This is a genomic window from Rhizobium atlanticum (genome assembly GCF_030182485.1).
Classification (GTDB): Bacteria; Pseudomonadota; Alphaproteobacteria; order Rhizobiales; family Rhizobiaceae; genus Rhizobium.
In genome coordinates this window covers 102,026-117,091 of the sequence record NZ_JAQJCJ010000019.1, presented here as the reverse complement: position 1 = coordinate 117,091, position 15,066 = coordinate 102,026, and the positions used below count along the sequence as shown (strand labels likewise).

14 protein-coding genes and 1 pseudogene are annotated in these 15,066 nt (G+C 61.6%); 7 read left to right on the top strand and 8 right to left on the bottom strand.

Features of this window, described 5'->3' with window-relative positions:
• Nucleotides 1–189 precede the first annotated feature (189 nt).
• Nucleotides 190–1,683, top strand: a pseudogene (locus PH551_RS25165) (FAD-dependent monooxygenase).
• A gap of 19 nt (nucleotides 1,684–1,702) precedes the next feature.
• On the opposite strand, the gene PH551_RS25160 reads toward PH551_RS25165, so the two are convergent.
• Nucleotides 1,703–2,434 (bottom strand): hypothetical protein, encoded by a 732-nt coding sequence (locus PH551_RS25160; RefSeq protein ID WP_285195464.1) that lies wholly within the window; start codon nucleotides 2,432–2,434, stop codon nucleotides 1,703–1,705.
• Between the two features lie 277 nt (nucleotides 2,435–2,711).
• Here PH551_RS25160 and PH551_RS25155 point away from each other — a divergent pair, with 277 nt between their 5' ends.
• Nucleotides 2,712–4,118 carry an adenylate/guanylate cyclase domain-containing protein gene (locus tag PH551_RS25155; protein ID WP_285195463.1) on the top strand — a complete coding sequence of 469 codons (1,407 nt, stop codon included), beginning with the start codon at nucleotides 2,712–2,714 and terminating at the stop codon, nucleotides 4,116–4,118.
• A 167-nt stretch (nucleotides 4,119–4,285) separates the two neighbouring features.
• Here the strand turns inward: PH551_RS25155 and PH551_RS25150 are convergent, their stop codons facing one another.
• Together PH551_RS25150 and PH551_RS25145 are read right to left on the bottom strand one after the other, a co-directional pair.
• A complete protein-coding gene (locus tag PH551_RS25150; RefSeq protein ID WP_285195462.1) occupies nucleotides 4,286–6,076 on the bottom strand; it encodes an ABC transporter ATP-binding protein in 1,791 nt (596 codons plus the stop codon).
• Between the two features lie 395 nt (nucleotides 6,077–6,471).
• Nucleotides 6,472–7,335, bottom strand: coding sequence for a Rossmann-fold NAD(P)-binding domain-containing protein (locus tag PH551_RS25145; protein WP_285195461.1), 864 nt, complete (start codon nucleotides 7,333–7,335; stop codon nucleotides 6,472–6,474).
• 581 nt (nucleotides 7,336–7,916) lie between these two features.
• Between PH551_RS25145 and PH551_RS25140 the strand changes: the two genes are divergently transcribed.
• Nucleotides 7,917–8,198: a DUF982 domain-containing protein gene (locus tag PH551_RS25140; RefSeq protein WP_285195460.1), complete on the top strand. Its 282-nt coding sequence runs from the start codon at nucleotides 7,917–7,919 to the stop codon at nucleotides 8,196–8,198.
• Nucleotides 8,199–8,364: 166 nt separating this feature from the next.
• On the opposite strand, the gene PH551_RS25135 is transcribed toward PH551_RS25140, so the two are convergent.
• Nucleotides 8,365–9,192: a nickel-binding protein gene (locus tag PH551_RS25135; RefSeq protein WP_085778098.1), complete on the bottom strand. Its 828-nt coding sequence runs from the start codon at nucleotides 9,190–9,192 to the stop codon at nucleotides 8,365–8,367.
• Nucleotides 9,193–9,605: 413 nt separating this feature from the next.
• Here PH551_RS25135 and PH551_RS25130 point away from each other — a divergent pair, with 413 nt between their 5' ends.
• The 3 genes from PH551_RS25130 to PH551_RS25120 all read left to right on the top strand — a co-directional run bounded on the left by PH551_RS25130 (nucleotide 9,606) and on the right by PH551_RS25120 (nucleotide 10,388).
• Nucleotides 9,606–9,863 carry a DUF982 domain-containing protein gene (locus tag PH551_RS25130; RefSeq protein ID WP_085778099.1) on the top strand — a complete coding sequence of 86 codons (258 nt, stop codon included), beginning with the start codon at nucleotides 9,606–9,608 and terminating at the stop codon, nucleotides 9,861–9,863.
• Nucleotides 9,864–9,987: 124 nt separating this feature from the next.
• The gene (locus PH551_RS25125; RefSeq protein ID WP_164517744.1) at nucleotides 9,988–10,158 is read left to right on the top strand and encodes a hypothetical protein; all 171 of its coding nucleotides are present in this window, start codon (nucleotides 9,988–9,990) and stop codon (nucleotides 10,156–10,158) included.
• 11 nt (nucleotides 10,159–10,169) lie between these two features.
• On the top strand, nucleotides 10,170–10,388 hold the full coding sequence (locus PH551_RS25120; protein ID WP_483315444.1) for a hypothetical protein: 219 nt from the start codon (nucleotides 10,170–10,172) through the stop codon (nucleotides 10,386–10,388).
• 182 nt (nucleotides 10,389–10,570) lie between these two features.
• Here PH551_RS25120 and PH551_RS25115 read toward each other — a convergent pair whose 3' ends face one another.
• Nucleotides 10,571–12,067 carry an FAD-dependent oxidoreductase gene (locus PH551_RS25115; protein ID WP_285195458.1) on the bottom strand — a complete coding sequence of 499 codons (1,497 nt, stop codon included), beginning with the start codon at nucleotides 12,065–12,067 and terminating at the stop codon, nucleotides 10,571–10,573.
• A 45-nt stretch (nucleotides 12,068–12,112) separates the two neighbouring features.
• Between PH551_RS25115 and PH551_RS25110 the strand changes: the two genes are divergently transcribed.
• A complete protein-coding gene (locus PH551_RS25110; RefSeq protein WP_085778102.1) occupies nucleotides 12,113–12,613 on the top strand; it encodes a MarR family winged helix-turn-helix transcriptional regulator in 501 nt (166 codons plus the stop codon).
• A 28-nt stretch (nucleotides 12,614–12,641) separates the two neighbouring features.
• On the opposite strand, the gene PH551_RS25105 is transcribed toward PH551_RS25110, so the two are convergent.
• The 3 genes from PH551_RS25105 to PH551_RS25095 are packed head-to-tail and all read right to left on the bottom strand — an operon-like array spanning nucleotide 12,642 to nucleotide 15,065.
• Complete coding sequence (locus tag PH551_RS25105) at nucleotides 12,642–13,031, bottom strand: RidA family protein (protein ID WP_285195457.1); 390 nt, start codon at nucleotides 13,029–13,031, stop codon at nucleotides 12,642–12,644.
• Between the two features lie 46 nt (nucleotides 13,032–13,077).
• Entirely contained in the window at nucleotides 13,078–13,659 is a 582-nt protein-coding gene (locus tag PH551_RS25100) for an NAD(P)H-dependent oxidoreductase (RefSeq protein WP_085778104.1), read from the bottom strand.
• A complete protein-coding gene (locus tag PH551_RS25095) occupies nucleotides 13,656–15,065 on the bottom strand; it encodes an FAD-binding oxidoreductase (RefSeq protein ID WP_285195456.1) in 1,410 nt (469 codons plus the stop codon). The genes PH551_RS25100 and PH551_RS25095 overlap by 4 nt, the downstream gene beginning before the upstream one ends.
• Between the last annotated feature and the right edge of the window lies 1 nt (nucleotide 15,066).

Here is a 15,066-nt window from a genome sequence, read left to right as displayed (position 1 = left end):
GGAAGCAAGGCAGAAATTCTGTCGCAAGTCCTTCCCACCATTAGAGAGCTTATATTTATAGGGGGAACAACCTGCGACAGGGGAAATCGGCACCCGGACCGGGATCACGAAATCGGGGAAGGTCAACGCGCCGGGTCGGCCCACTATGGCGGATTTTGCGCTCGGAAGTGTGAACAGAGGAGTTCGCGGATGAAAGAACATGCGGTCGTGATATCGGGAGGAGGGCCGACGGGGCTGATGCTGGCGGGTGAACTGGCCCTGGCGGGTGTCGATGTCGCCGTCGTCGAGCGGCGCGAGAACCAGGAGATCGTCGGTTCGCGTGCCGGCGGTCTGAGTTCGCGCACGCTCGAGGTTCTCGACCAGCGCGGCATCGTCGATCGGTTCCTGGCGGAAGGCCAGATCGCCCAGGTCACTGGCTTTGCGGTCACGCGGCTCGATATCAGCGATTTCCCGACGCGGCACAATTATGGGCTGGCGCTGCGGCAGAAGCATATCGAGCGCATCCTCGCCGGCTGGGTCGGCGAACTGCCGGTGACGATCTATCGCGGCCGCGAACTGACTGATTTCGAGCAGGACGAGGCCGGCGTCACCCTCGAACTCTCCGATGGTACGTCGCTGCACGCAGGCTATCTCGTCGGCTGCGATGGCGGCCGCAGCCTGGTTCGCAAGCTGGCGGGCATTGCCTTTCCGGGATGGGACGCGATGACCAGCAATATTCTCGCCGAGGCCGAGATGGAGGAGGAGCCGCCGCTCGGCGTCCATCGCACGGCGCTCGGCATGCATGCCTTCGGCCGCGAGGAATATGAAATCCGCGACGGCAAGGTGGTCTTCGCCAGCGAAGGTCCGATCAATGTCATGGTCACGGAAAAGACTGCCGGGGGCACAGGCGAGCCGACGCTTGACGATCTCAAGCAAGCGCTGATCGCCGCCTGCGGAACCGATTATGGGATCCACGGCCTGAAGTGGATATCAAGGTTCACCGATATGTCGCGCCAGGCGGAGGTCTAAGGCAAAGGCAGGGCGCTGCTGGCGGGTGATGCCGCGCATGTGCATTCGCCGGTCGGCGGGCAGGGCCTCAATACCGGTGTGCAGGATGCCGTCAATCTCGGCTGGAAGCTTGCCCAGGTGGTGAAGGGCATATCGCCCGAAGCCCTGCTCGACACCTATCACGCGGAGCGCCATCCGGTCGCCGCCCGCGTGCTGCGCACGACGATGGCCCAGGTCGCGCTGCAACGGACCGATGATCGCACCGAGGCTCTCAGAGAGGTCGTGCTGGAACTGCTTGGGCTGGAGGAGGCGCGCAAGAAGATCGCTGCCGAAATGTCCGGACTTGGCATCCGATACGACTTCGGCGAGGGGCATCCGCTGCTCGGCCGCCGAATGCCTGATCTCGATCTGGTCACGCCGGACGGCCCCTTGCGTCTCTTCACCCTGTTGAGAGAGGCGAGGCCGGTGCTGTTGAACCTCGCCTCGCGCGGCAGCCTCGACGCCGGGCCATGGTCAGGCCGCGTGCCTCTGGTCGAGGCCAGCTATGATGGGCTGTGGGAGCTGCCGGCGCTGGGGGCGGTTGCAGCGCCGACTGCGGTGCTGATCCGGCCTGACGGATACGTGGCATGGGTAGGCGAGGGATCCGGGAATGGCCTCGACGCAGCGATGAGCACCTGGTTCGGGCCGCCTCGCTAATAGGGGAACAGCCGCAGCGCTAAGCGGCCAGCGAAATCGGCGCGCCGTCTGGCATTGGCTCCGGCATCGGTTTGCCGCGGCGCTCCCAGGTGCGGCGGCTGATGCCGAAGGCCTCCCAGGGGCGGGCTGCACTGAGGGAATTGCCGAGATATTCGGCCCTGGAAACGGCGCCGGCGGCCCGCCGCTGCTCTTCCTTTCGGCTTCGTTCGCGTTGGCGCCGCTTTTCCTTCTGCAGTTTTGCTCTTTTCGCCTTCGGCACGTCGAAGGCGCCGATGGTGCGAATGTCCAGCGCGCTGCGTTCGGCGTAGCTCAGATGCAGGGCGTGACCGAGTGCATCGGCGGTGAGGGGAGAAAAGCGCACTCTCGTCCGCTCATAGATGATTTCCTCGATCACGGCTTTTTGAGCCCACGGCAGCCATCGCGCCGCCCAGCCGAGAACCACCTCGACAAAGCCTTCCCCGAACTCGACAAAGGCAAGACCGGCGATCACCTCGACATAGATCAGGGCGTCATCCGCCTCGGGCACGATCTCGCCATGACGATGCCGGATCAATTTCTCGATCTCGCGCATCCGGCCGCGGAAATGGTTCCAGCGGCCGCCTCGCATTCGGCGCTGCACGGCCTTGTAACCCAGGAGACAGTCGCCGATCTTGATCGCGGTTATATCGCGCGCAAGACCAGCCGCACGATCGGCCTCGTCAACTCGATCTGCCGATTCAGCCTCTTCATCCGCGCCGACGAGACGATCCATCGTTTCTCCTTTGCGACCAGGCCCGAGAGGCCGAAACGAGTGACTGTAGCGGAAGCGGGGGCGGTGAAGCTCGCTTTTTGTGCGCGAGATCCACCGATTTTCGCGGGTGGTGGCGCAACTGCAAAACGGACGATCCCGTCTGGTTTTCGGGCGCCGCCGGACCCGGCCTATCGGTGGCGAGCGGCACCCGGCCCGGTCGATTTCTATTGGGAATGTCCCGTGTTATCATCCCTGGACTGACGTCATGAGCCGTATTGTCAGCACAGAGACTTGTCCGATGAGCGAAATGGACGTGCTTTTTGCCAGCCTGCGACAGGCGGCTGACCCTGAGACGGTCGAGTGCATCGAAAATGTCGTGAAGCATGGCCATGATCGCGATCTCAATCGCATCAATGCGCTCGCCTTCGCCGATGAGCATCATCTCGATGCAGAAAAGACCATCGCCGCCTTTCTGCATGCAGCCCGGATCGGCGCCTTCGAGATGACCTGGAACGTGCTTTGCCCGGGATGCGGCGGCGTCCTTGACAGCGGCGCAACCCTCAAGGGGGTCAATCAGGACACCTATCATTGCGCCCTCTGCGCTGCCGGATACGAACCGACCCTCGACGAGATGGTCGAGGTTACCTTCACGGTCAGTCCGCGCGTGCGCAGGATTGCAGCCCACGAGCCCGACCGGCTGCCGCCGCTCGAATATTACCGTCAGATTTTCTTCAGCTCCGGCGTCGACCTGCCGGAGGACCTCGAAGCCAGGTTCGACCGCATCCTGCTGGAACTGATCGAGCTGGCCCCGGGCGAGAAGGCCTTCGTGTCGCTGCAGCTGCCGGCGCAATTCGTCATTATCTTCGATGCGGTGACCCATTCGGCCCAGTTCATCGATGTGCAGGGGGAACCCGCCGACGAACGCCAGAATCTTTCGATGGTCATCAGCCGCGGGCATCCTCTGAACGAAACCGTGACGCTGCGTCCAGGCTTGCTGCGGCTCACTCTCGAGAACCACACTGATCGCCGGGTGGTGCCGAATGTCTGCATTGCCGGCGATGAGCTGCACGACCTCCTGGGCCGCAGGCGGCCATTTCTGACGGCCAAGCGCCTGCTGACGAACCAGAGCTTCCGAGATATCTACAGGACCGATACGCTCGACGTCGACCAGCGCCTGAAGATCACCAGCCTGACGTTCCTCTTCACCGATCTCAGGGGCTCGACCGCGCTCTATGAGCGCGTCGGCGATCTTGCCGCGTTCGATCTGGTGCGGGCGCATTTCCGCGTTCTTCACGAGATCGTCGCCACCGAGGCCGGCGCGGTCGTCAAGACGATCGGCGACGCCGTGATGGCGACGTTTCCGAGCCCGGACCGGGCGGTGGCGGCGGCGCTCAGGATGCGCGAGGCGATGCGGCGGCTGAACACCGAACACGGCAGCGAAGACCTCCTGCTGAAGATCGGCATCCACGAGGGACCCTGCCTCGCCGTCAACCTGAACGACAGGCAGGACTATTTCGGCCAGACGGTCAATATCGCCTCCCGCGTCCAGGGCCTTGCGGACCCGAATGTGATCATGACGACCGAGACGGTGGTCGAAGATACCAATGTCTCGGAGATCCTGCGCGACAGCGGCGTCACATCGGCCTCACGAATGGCGGAGCTTCAGGGCATCGGCAGAGAGGTCAGGATCTTCGCTCTGTCCTGAGCCTCATCCGCTGATGGCGGGCTTCGCTGCGGAGCATTGAGCCTTCCGCATCGGCTTCTCCCGACCTCGACGCTGCGTTTGCACGTTCCCTCTCCCCTTGAGACGGGGGAGGGTAGTCATCGGCGCTTAAGCGGACAACTGAGGCACATATCGAAGGAGAAGGCGGTTTATGCCACCAGGCCCTTGGTCAGTTCCAGCGCCTGCCGCTCGAACAGCCGGCGATAGATGCCGCCGTTGAGCCGGATCAACGCCTGGTGGTCGCCTTCTTCGACGATTCTGCCCTTGTCGAACACCAGCAGCCGGTCCAGCGCCCGCACCGTGGACAGCCGATGGGCGATGACAAGCGTCGTGCGGCCGTCCATCAGCCGTTCCATGGCCTGCTGGATCTGCACCTCGCTTTCGCTGTCGAGGCTCGACGTCGCCTCGTCGAGGATCAGGATCGGGGCATCAGCCAGGAAGGCGCGGGCGATGGCGACACGCTGGCGCTCGCCGCCCGACAGCTTGACGCCGCGTTCGCCGACCATCGTCTCATAGCCCTTCGGCAGGTCCACGATGAAGCCGTGTGCATTCGCCTGTTTCGCAGCCTGCTCGATCTCGCGCCGCGAGGCGTTCGGCCTGCCGTAGGCGATGTTTTCCGCGAGCGTCCGGTGGAACAGGATGGGCTCCTGCTGCACGATGGCGAGCTGGCCGCGCAGGCTCGATTGCCTGACCTCGGCGATATCCTGGCCGTCGATGCGAATGGCGCCCGAGTTCACATCATAGAGGCGCTGGATGAGCTTGACGAAAGTCGTCTTGCCCGAGCCCGAATGCCCGACCAGACCGACGCGCTCACCGGGTTTTATGGTGACCGAAAAATCCTCGTAAAGCGGGTCGGGATGAGCGCCATACTGGAAGGTGACTCGATCGAAGACGATCTCGCCCGCGCCGATCGTGATCGGCTTGGCGTGCGGCTTGTCCTCGATGCCGAGCGGCATCCTGTCGAGCAGTACCAGCTCCTCCATGTCGTTGACGGCGCGCTGCAGGTTGCGGATGTCCTGGCCGACATTGCGCAGATAGCCTTGCAGAACGAAGAACATCGCCAGCACGAAGGTGATGTCGCCGGCGCTCGCCAGCCCCTGCCGCCACATGATCAGGCCCGTCCCCAGAATGCCGGCCTGCATGGATACCATCATGATGCCCTGGATCGTGCCGCTCAAGGTGCCGCGCTTCCATGTCCGCCGCGTGCGGCTGTCCCATTTGCCCAGCACGTGGCGCAAGCGGGCTTCTTCGCGGTTTTCAGCCCCGAAGGCCTTGACCACCGAATTGCAGCTGATGGCGTCAGCGAGCGCGCCGCCGAGCTTGGTGTCCCAGGCATTGGCAAGCCTCGCCGCCGGCGACACGAAGCCCATGGAAAGCGCTACCGTCACGCCGATATAGACCAGCGACCCTGCAGCCACGATCAGGCCCATGACCGGCCAGTAGCTGCCGAGCACCATACTGGCGCCGACCAGCATCACGATTGACGGCAGCAGCGCGACCAGCAGCACGTCGTTGAGCAAGTCGAGCGCCCACATCCCGCGAGTGATCTTACGCACCGTCGAACCCGCAAAGCTGTTGGCGTGCCAATCGGTCGAGAAACGCTGCACCTTGTGGAAACCGTTATTGGCCACATCGGCCATGATGCGCAGCGTCAGCCGGATGATGCCGTTGAAAATGAACCAGCGCAGCACGACACTGGTGAGGCCGAGCACCACGACGACGACGAAGGCGCTGAGCGCACCGTCGGCGGCGTGACCGCCGGCAATGGCATCGACGATCCGGCCCGAAAACACCGGCACCATGACCTCGGCAAGCGTGCTGGCCGCAACCAACACAATGATAACGCCCACCAGAACAGCACGGTGGCGCCAATGATGAAAAACAAAGCCGAGCACGTGACGATAGGCATCGGCGCGGAAATCGAGCTTCTTGCGAGTCATTTTAACCAGCCCGGCCGGTATCGGAAACCGGTCCTCAAAAATCGAAAGTTAAAAGGCAGCCACGCGGAAGACGAAGTGATCCCGTCAGATCAATCGGGCTGTGAAGGGAGAAAAAACCGCATATCGCGCGCGCTAGGGGCGAGCCGCGAATGGATATGACCTAGCGTCGGGACATACCGCACGGGAAGGCTTCGATGATTGCTGATGTCATTCAACGCCTCCCTTATGTTCGATCTGAAGCGGTAGCGTTTTGTAGCGAAGCAATTCGCCCTTGCCAAGAGGGAATTTACAACCCTACGGAAAGTGATGCGAAAACGACACAATTCAAAGACTGCGAAAATTCGTGCGCGCTGAGGGTCGCGAGCCGGATCACGTCGAGGCGCAACGCCCGATCGTCAAGATGTCGCCCACTCCATCAGCGCATTCTGGGCGTGAAGCAGGAATGCTTTTGCGGGACGGCTTTGGCAGGCAGGGTGCAACATGGCGTCGACGGATACTTCCTGCCCTCTTGCGACCGGCGGGCATGGCAAAAAGATCATGTCGCGCTGTCCCTTATCGAGGAGCGTTGCCGTTACCTGATACTCGACCAGCTCGTTTTCTCCCGCATCTTTCGGCCACGAGTCCGTGATGATGACGTCCGCTGCAAGGGCATCCCGGATATCCCGGCTGGTTTCGAAATTCTGGTTCAGAAGATTGGGATCGGTCACCTGCCAGCGCTCCGGATAGACTTGGACGACGCGGATGGGCATGGATTTCGATGCCTCGACCCAGGAACGAAGAATGTTGGCATCCGGCGCGATCCCGGCGACCTTGAGACCTTCCAGTGATCCCCTGACGCTCTTGATATAGGCGAGATCGCCGAGCGTTTCACACGGATGATTTAGTCTTGTCCGGGCATTGATAATAGGCGCATCCATGACTGCCGCGAGCTCTTGCAAGGTAGCAAGTTCCTTCGTCCTGACGACGAGAAGATCGAACCAGTTATCGAGATAGCCCGCAAGGTCCGCTGTGGCCTCGCGGGTGTTGAAGCTGATAGGCGGTTGCACGCAGATGCCGCCCATGGCCTCGACGCCGAGATCGAAGGCCGCCGTGTTCCGCCATCCCATGTCGTCGGCGATAACACCAACTCGCTTGCCCAGCAGCGACTGTGGCATGGTGCGGTCCGCCCAATGCTTCGCAAGCTGGCCGGCTCTGTCGATAATCGCAGTGACGGTGTCCAGCGGCAATGCGTGGAACTCAAGGAAATCTCTATTCGGCATGGAATTCACGGTGTTTTCAAAGTTTCTGTTGGCTATGCAGGCGATCGACCGCTCGGCAATGGTTGTTTCCAGGCCTCCTGATGCGCCAAACCTCTGATCGGCGAACCGGTCTTTCAATAGCTGCACGAGCGAGCATTGCCGGGCCTGAAACCGCCCGCACAGGCCGGGTTCCTGGACGTATCCCGCTGATACTGAAAATCCTCCCGGTCCTGCCTCGCTGGCGAGGTGTTGCAGGAAGACATGAGCGTGGACAAACCGATCATCGCGCCGGTTGCGACCAATGTGAGGAATCGGGTCATCTAAGCTTCTCCTGAGGTTTGTCTCGGCAATCTATCATGCCGATACAACCAGATGCGAGGACCGGCGAGAGTGATCACGCTGATCTGATAGGAAATGGCTTCGATCATCGAGCGATCGTCCCTCGTGATCCTGCAATCCCGATAATCTGCTCGAGCTATTCTGCGATTATGGAAGGAAGTTCATAGTGTTCTCTAGCGAACTAATCGCGATTTCGCCTTGAACAAATCGGTGATTTTCAGTAATATTGTTCCATAAAAAAGTAATATAAATGGGAGGTTACTATGTCGGAAGCTCGGTTCGAGCCGGTTTTTCTTCATCATCAGCATTTCGTCGCCGAGATCAAAAGTCTTGACGAAATCTTCGATTTTCTGGATGAGTGGCCGCAGGACAAGCGAGGTCTGGCATATGACACTCTGCTGAAGGCGTGCAGGGATACCGCCAAGGGAGCATTTCCTCTCAGCGCCGCGCGCGAGAATTTCCGCCGTTTTCTGAAGATGTCTGGCATGCTCGACAGCGGCCCCAAATTCGAGGGGATGGGCGATCGAAACGTCGGCAATGCTTGAAGAGCCACGTCTGTTCGCGACGATCTGAGCTGGCGTGCCGCCACGTCATAAGCGGCGCGTCCGGTTGCAAATCTCCGGTCATAACCGACCGCGGCGCCGCGGAATGCCGCAACAGTCTCAGCGGATTTCACCGGCTCTATGCGCGTCGCCCCCGTCGCGACGCGCTTTAGCCAAGGCTGGCACCCGCCCAATCGCAGCGGAAGACCAGCACCGGCTTCGAAAATCCCTTGATACGCCGGCGCGTAGCGTGGGCAAAGAGGTCGCCGGCGCCAAATTCCCGGAATATATTCTCCGACACGAGGATCTGGTCACTGGCTGCGGCCGCGCAGAGGCGGGCTGCGAGCTGCACTGTGGAGCCGAAGAGGTCGTTGCTGTCCTCGACCGGCTCGCCGCAATCGAGCCCGATGCGAACATGGATCGGCTCGGCCTTGCTGCCGTTGTAATGCTGGAATTCCTGCTGGATCGCCATGGCGCATTCGACGGCTGCGGTCGTCTCCGCGAAGGCGGCCATGATGCCGTCGCCGGTGTGCTTCACTTCGCGGCCGGAATTTTTGCCGAGGCACCGGCGCACGATCGCGTCATGCGCCCTGACCAGCTCCGTCCCCATGCGGTCGCCGAGGCGCGCCGTCATCTCGGTCGAGCCGACAATATCGGTAAACAGGATCGCCCGGTGGCCAGGATCCATCCGCGGCGCGGATTGGCCCGGGGCCGGATCGGGGTCATTGATGCGACCGAGAAAGGCCTCGACAGCCGACAGAGCCACCTCGACGACCTCATTGGCGACGAAACCGTGCGCTTCGCGATGTACGCAGTGGACGGTTTCGACATCGGGCGCATCCACCAGACAGAAGGCCGTACCGCGCCGCTCGTCGAACCAATAAGTCAGAAACTTGACGCCGTATCGATCCTGAATGTCGATATCCATGCGATGCGCCTGGGCAACCTCGGCGGCTGACGTTCCTTCGAGGTAGTGCCGGTCCATGAAGATAGGCATCGCGCGTCCTCCCAGATCCGCCGCGTGCAAGAGATGGCATTGTACGATCTGGATTCATTCCCGTCCACCTTCGGGACAATCAATGCCTGATCGTTGCCAGGCGTTGCTTCCGAGAAGGCAACGCGTTGCTGCACGCCCGATAGAATATGCATGGATATTGGTGATTTTAATGAGTGGGTGTAATGAGTTCAGTCTGATATTTACCATAATCGGTCGTTTAATGCTGATAGCGAGAGTTCCGGAACCCCTCGAGAAGCTTCAGACGTTTCCCGTTTCAAGCGTCGCCTGCCGGATCCCGCCGGGAGAGACGTGTCTTTCACGGTCATGGTGCCAAGGATCGAAGGCCGCTGCCAACGGCATGCTAATTGCAAAGTATCGGTTAGCTCGCCGAAATGAGGAAAAGCTGTAGCAAAGTGAGACAGACGGCAAATTTTCGACCGGTCGGCCTGGCCTCCATGGGGCTCGGCCATTATGCCGTTATCAACTCAGTGTGGGATGCCGCGCGAACGCTGCTCCGTGACTGGCCCGTGGATGACGGCGAAGAATATTTTGAAGCGGTCAAGGCCTGCCTGGATGCGATTACCGGCGATCTCTCGCCGGATCATGTGCGCGCCGTCTTCATCAGGGCCGCGCAGGAGGCGGGCATCGCCGTCATAGAAGCCGCCGACTGACCAGCGGCCGCATTCTGACCAGCGGCGCATCCTGGTTCCCGTTTCCAAGACACGCTCGTCGTCGCGCTTGACTTCTTCAGCTAAAAGTCTAAATTAGAACAAAACAGGAACATTGGAGATGGTCATGACACATACGGAACAGGTGATCGCCAACGCCCTTGCCCTCGTCGAAGCCTCTCGCGCCGCCCGCGAGCGGGATCAGCAGCGCCGCGCCGCCTGGCAGAAAAAGGTGGAACTCAGCCGTCCGCTGCCGCCTCTGCCGCGCCCGGTCCAATTGCCGCTGGCGCTGAACTGATGCGGCCGGTTTTGAAATCCCGTCGGGCCAAGCCTGATCAGTTGGAACCCGATGATGCTTGGGAAGTGGAAGCCGTGCTCGCCTGGCATGACGATGATGCCAAGGCGGCGATCCGTTCGCTGCTCGACGACTGCAAGCATCTGCGCCGGCAACTGGCGTTGGCCGAACGAGTGATGAGCCGCGGCATGGCGCGCGGCTGGACGCCGCGTTACGAGCGCGACGCGCTCTGATGAAGTCTTCAGCCGCCCTCTGCCGCGCGGCGGCTTTGGCCGGACCCGTATAGGCTCTGGCCGTGAACTGGCGGCACCGAGGCTGACGAGGTGAAAACCGGAAGCGTTAGCCGCCGGTCCGACCGCTCGGATGGCCCCCCTGCGGCTCGCTCAGCAGGTTTCAGCATCGTGACGTTCCGCAGTCATGCCGCGAGGCCGACCTTGGCGAAATAGGCTTCCAGCGCTGAAGCGGCGCCGGATGCGACTATGGCACCTATATAGCCATCCGGACGCACGAGCACATGGTCGCCCGGCGTCAGGGCATAGACGCTGCGGAAATGCCCGCTTTCATCCAGGAGGTCGCCGCTCCGGCCGACCCTGTGGATGTGCAAACCCTTGCGCGGCGGCACGACTGTCTGGTCGACCTCGCAGCAGAGCAGGGTCCAATGGGCGCCCCTGAACATGTCGAACAGCCGCCTTGGCTGACCGGCCGCACCGGCGAGCGCGGCATCCGGCGCGCGATCGCCGGCAAGCAGACCGCAGCGGCGTTCCGGCTTTTCCAGCGCGACGGAGGATTCGGGATAGCCGATATCGAGCTGATGAACCTCGCGGCCACGTCTGACGTCACCGCGCTTCAGCGCATCGAGAAGTTTGGTCGCAAGGCCAAGCATCGCCGCGGCAATCGGGCGGCGCTCTTCCTCGTAGCTGTCGAGCAACTGATCGGGGGCTCCGGCGACGACCGCAGCCAGTTTCCATCCGAGATTATAGGCATCCTGGACGCTGGTATTGAGGCCCTGGCCGCCGGTCGGCGGATGCGTATGCGCGGCATCGCCGACGAGAAAGATGCGGCCGAGCCGGTAGCGATCGGAAAGCCGGGCGTTCATGGTGTAGGCCGAGGCCCAGGAGACCGACTGGACGTCAACATTCTCGCGGCCGGTGCGTTCCCTCACCAGGGCGGTCAGACCCGCTGCGGATAGGTCGATCTCGCCTTCGAGAGGGATCGGTCCCTGGATCTGGAACAGATCGGTTCCCGCCAGCGGGCAAAGGGCCAGCTGCCGCTGCATGTCGCCTTCGCCAAAGCGATGCCAGGCGTCGCGATCTAGCCCCGTCAGCGCGACATCGGCGACGATGGCGCGCACGCCGAGCGTCTTGCCGGGAAAGCCGATATCCAGCGCGTGGCGTACAACGCTGCGGCCGCCATCGGCGCCAACCAGCCATCGGACGCGAATGGTCTCGTCACCGGATTGGCTATTGAGTTGCGCCGTCACGCCCGCCTCGTCCTGTTCGAAACCGATAAGCTCGCAGCCGAATTCCGGCCGGTGTCCCAGCTCGATGAGGCGCTCGCGCATCACCCTCTCGGTCAGAAACTGCGGCACCATCAGCGGAAGATGATAGGGCTCGGCAGGCGTCGCCTCCTCGCGCACTATGGCGTCGGAGTCGATGAAGCTTCCGTCGTTGCGATATTCCCGCTGCTTGGGATAGGCGCCGCCGAGCGCGACGATCCGGTCGAGGATACCCATATCCTCGAAGACCTCCTGCGTTCGCGGCTGAATGCCCTTGCCGCGCGAGCCGCGGAAAGGGTCGTTTAGCTTTTCGATCAGGCGAAAAGATATACCACGGCGCGCCAGCTCGATCGCCAGCGTCAGCCCGGCTGCGCCGGCCCCTGATATCAGCACGTCGATTGTCGAATTCTGTGTCATTGTCTTCTCCATATGTGTATTATGCACATAATAGGAGAACTCGAAATGCCGTCAACAATAAATGTGCAAAATACACATATATCGGAAAAGCTGCGCGAACTGCATGGGGCTTTGATCGAAATCGTCAGCGTGATGAACCGGCCCCAGCGAGACGAGCAGATGGTGCGCGAAGCAGGTATTTCGCTCGATCGCGCCCTGTTTCCGCTGCTGGTGACGGTGGAACGCCTCGGCCCGATCGGCGTTGTCGAACTCGCCGACCGCGCCGGGCGCGACTACACCACTGTCAGTAGACAGGTCGCCAAGCTGGAGAGCCTGGAGCTGGTCGAGCGTCGGGAAAGTGCCGCCGACCGTCGCGTGCGCGAGGCTGTCATCAGTCCGAAAGGCAAAGCGATGACGGACCGCATCGACGCCGCGCGCGAGCGGATGGGCCGCGCGATCTTCGCAAGCTGGGACGAGCACGATTTCAATGAGCTGGTGCGGCTTATGCGAAAATTTGCCAGCGATATCGGCGATAGCGCTGAGGAGCCGCGTGGAGAGGGCGGCTGACGCGGGCGCTCCCACAGGGCCTGCTTCATCAGAATACTTTGGCGGCCGTCACTTCGACTTCCACTAGAAAGTCAGGCCGGGTGAAGCCGCTGACGATGATCAGCGTTGAGGCCGGCTTCGGATCCAAGGTATAGCGATCCCGCACCGCCATATAGGCCGGGAAATCGTCGCGTTTCGTCACAAAGGCGGAAATGCGGATGACGTCGGCAAAGCTCATCTCGGCCTCGGCGAGAATTGCCTTGATTGCCTCGAAGCAGAGTTCCGCCTGCGCACCGATATCCTCCGGCACGATCTCGTCGGGGCCGATGCCGAGCTGACCCGAGGTGACGAGCAGCGAGGCGCCCGGTGGCACCAATAGGCCGTGATTGTAGTGTCCGAACGGCCGGCGGACGGCTGAGGGATTGAAAACCTTCTTCATCGGCATTCCCTACTTGGACGAGGATGTCATTGTCGCGGCCGGAGGTTCAGTAGCGCTCCATGGCGTTTTTCACCTTCTCCAGAAACCGCGTCCGGGTTTCCTCAGTGCAGTTGTTCATGTCGTAGTGGGCAAGAAAGGAGACCGGCCGTAGCGGGTTGATCTGGGCTCGCAGCACACGCTTGACGATCTTCTTCGGCGGGTTGCCGGCCACGAAGGCACGGAACGGCGTTGCGCCATAAGTCAGAACGGCGGCAAGCTTCCTGATATGGCGCAGCCGCGATTCCACCTTGCCGTCGACCAGTTCGAACGAGACGCCGGGAAGCCAGACGCGATCGAAATAGCCCTTCAATATTGCCGGGAAGCCAAAATTCCAGATCGGCGTGACCAGCACCAGCCCTTCGGCCCGCTTCAGCCGCTCGACATAGGATTTCACCAGCGCGATATTGTCGGGGTAGTCGTGATAGGCGAGCCGGTCATGCCGGGAGAGAACGGGATCGAAATTCTCGGCGTAGAGATCGCATCCGTCCACGTCATGGCCGGCTTTGCGCAGGCTTTCCAGCGTCTGCTTATAGAGCGCTTTGCCGTAGCTTTCCTCCACCGGATGCGAATGCAGCACGAGCACCCTCATGAGGCCTCCATGAGGCCCGCAAGGCCGGGGAAGAGATAGTTCTTGCCGGCATTGAAATCGAAGTCCGGGTTCTCCCAGGCGATCATCTTGCCGGGATTCAGAAGCCCTTTCGGATCGGTTTCGTGCTTGAAGGCAAGCTGTACCTTGTCGGTGCGCTTCATGCCGCCTTCCTCGAGCGTGTAGCGGTGCGGGTTGAAGATCGGGCAGCCGTGATCCTGGTGGATCCGGATGATTTCTTCAAGGCGCTCTTCCGTGGTATAGCGCACCAGCGGAAGGCCGGAGCACTGGATCTGCCCGTCGAATTTGATGAATTCGAGATGGCCGGGAACCTCGTCGCCGAAGATCTCCACCATCTTGGCAACCTTGGCCACGTGATCCGGCCCGGGGTACTGAACCTGCAGATAGGTGAACCCAGGATCGACCTTCAGCGCCCGCAGCGTCGTGTGGTTCCAGGCAAGTTCATAGGCATGCGGGATGCCCTTCATGCTCTCGACCTTGTCGGAGCGGAAGATCACTTCGCCCTTATGGGCCGAGGTGAAGGCCAGGAAGGCGTCCATCGCATGCGGCGCGATCATCAGCACCACCACCGACTGCCCCTTGCGGATATAGGGCTTGTGGCGGGTGAAATAGTCGTACGGGATCGGCGCGGCGATCGGGGCGATCTCCTTGACGAGGATGCCGTTGCATTTGGCAAGCGCATCGGAGAAGCGCACGGCAGCCATGAAGTCGTCATAGCCGACGAGAACGTCCACCCAATCATAGGCAGGCGCCAGCGGCATTTCGATCTCGGTGATGACGCCGTTGGTGCCATAAGCGTGACTGACCTTCTGCAGGTCCCAGCCGGTGAGATCGAGCACGCGCGGCTCGGCCTCCATGGTGACGACGCGCAGGCGCAGAATATTGCCGAGATCGCGCAAGCCGCCCCAGGTGATCGAGCCGACGCCGCCGGAGCCGCCGGCGATGAAGCCGCCGACCGTCGCCATCTGCGCCGTCGAGGGATGGAACCGCAGTTCCTGGCCGGAATGAGCTTTGGTCTGCTTGTCGAGCTGGGCGATGATGATGCCCGGCTCGCAGATCACCCGGCCGGGATGAATTTCCTTGATCTTGTCCATGGCGACAAGGTTCAGCACGATCCCGCCGGAAAGCGGCATCGCCTGGCCGTAATTGCCGGTGCCGCCGCCGCGCGGCGTGACCGGCACGCCATGCGCGAAGGCGACCTTCAGCGTCCGGATGACCTCTTCTTCGTTTTTCGGCGTGACGACGAGATCGGCCGTCACATTGTCAAGCTGCGCCTTCAGGATCGGCGAATACCAGTAGAAGTCACGGCTCTTCTGGCGCACCAGCGCCGGATTGTCTTCTATGGCGATGCCTTCGAGTTCCTTTTTGATTGTCTGATAATCCGGCATG

Bases quoted from the DNA above. Each gene is read 5' to 3' on its own strand.
- PH551_RS25095 (WP_285195456.1), bottom strand. From the start codon at position 15,065: ATGCCGGATTATCAGACAATCAAAAAGGAACTCGAAGGCATCGCCATA.
- PH551_RS25100 (WP_085778104.1), bottom strand. From the start codon at position 13,659: ATGAGGGTGCTCGTGCTGCATTCGCATCCGGTGGAGGAAAGCTACGGC.
- PH551_RS25160 (WP_285195464.1), bottom strand. From the start codon at position 2,434: ATGGATCGTCTCGTCGGCGCGGATGAAGAGGCTGAATCGGCAGATCGA.
- PH551_RS25145 (WP_285195461.1), bottom strand. From the start codon at position 7,335: ATGCCGAATAGAGATTTCCTTGAGTTCCACGCATTGCCGCTGGACACC.
- PH551_RS25125 (WP_164517744.1), top strand. From the start codon at position 9,988: ATGACACATACGGAACAGGTGATCGCCAACGCCCTTGCCCTCGTCGAA.
- PH551_RS25110 (WP_085778102.1), top strand. From the start codon at position 12,113: ATGCCGTCAACAATAAATGTGCAAAATACACATATATCGGAAAAGCTG.
- PH551_RS25105 (WP_285195457.1), bottom strand. From the start codon at position 13,031: ATGAAGAAGGTTTTCAATCCCTCAGCCGTCCGCCGGCCGTTCGGACAC.
- PH551_RS25115 (WP_285195458.1), bottom strand. From the start codon at position 12,067: ATGACACAGAATTCGACAATCGACGTGCTGATATCAGGGGCCGGCGCA.
- PH551_RS25140 (WP_285195460.1), top strand. From the start codon at position 7,917: ATGTCGGAAGCTCGGTTCGAGCCGGTTTTTCTTCATCATCAGCATTTC.
- PH551_RS25135 (WP_085778098.1), bottom strand. From the start codon at position 9,192: ATGCCTATCTTCATGGACCGGCACTACCTCGAAGGAACGTCAGCCGCC.
- PH551_RS25155 (WP_285195463.1), top strand. From the start codon at position 2,712: ATGAGCGAAATGGACGTGCTTTTTGCCAGCCTGCGACAGGCGGCTGAC.
- PH551_RS25150 (WP_285195462.1), bottom strand. From the start codon at position 6,076: ATGACTCGCAAGAAGCTCGATTTCCGCGCCGATGCCTATCGTCACGTG.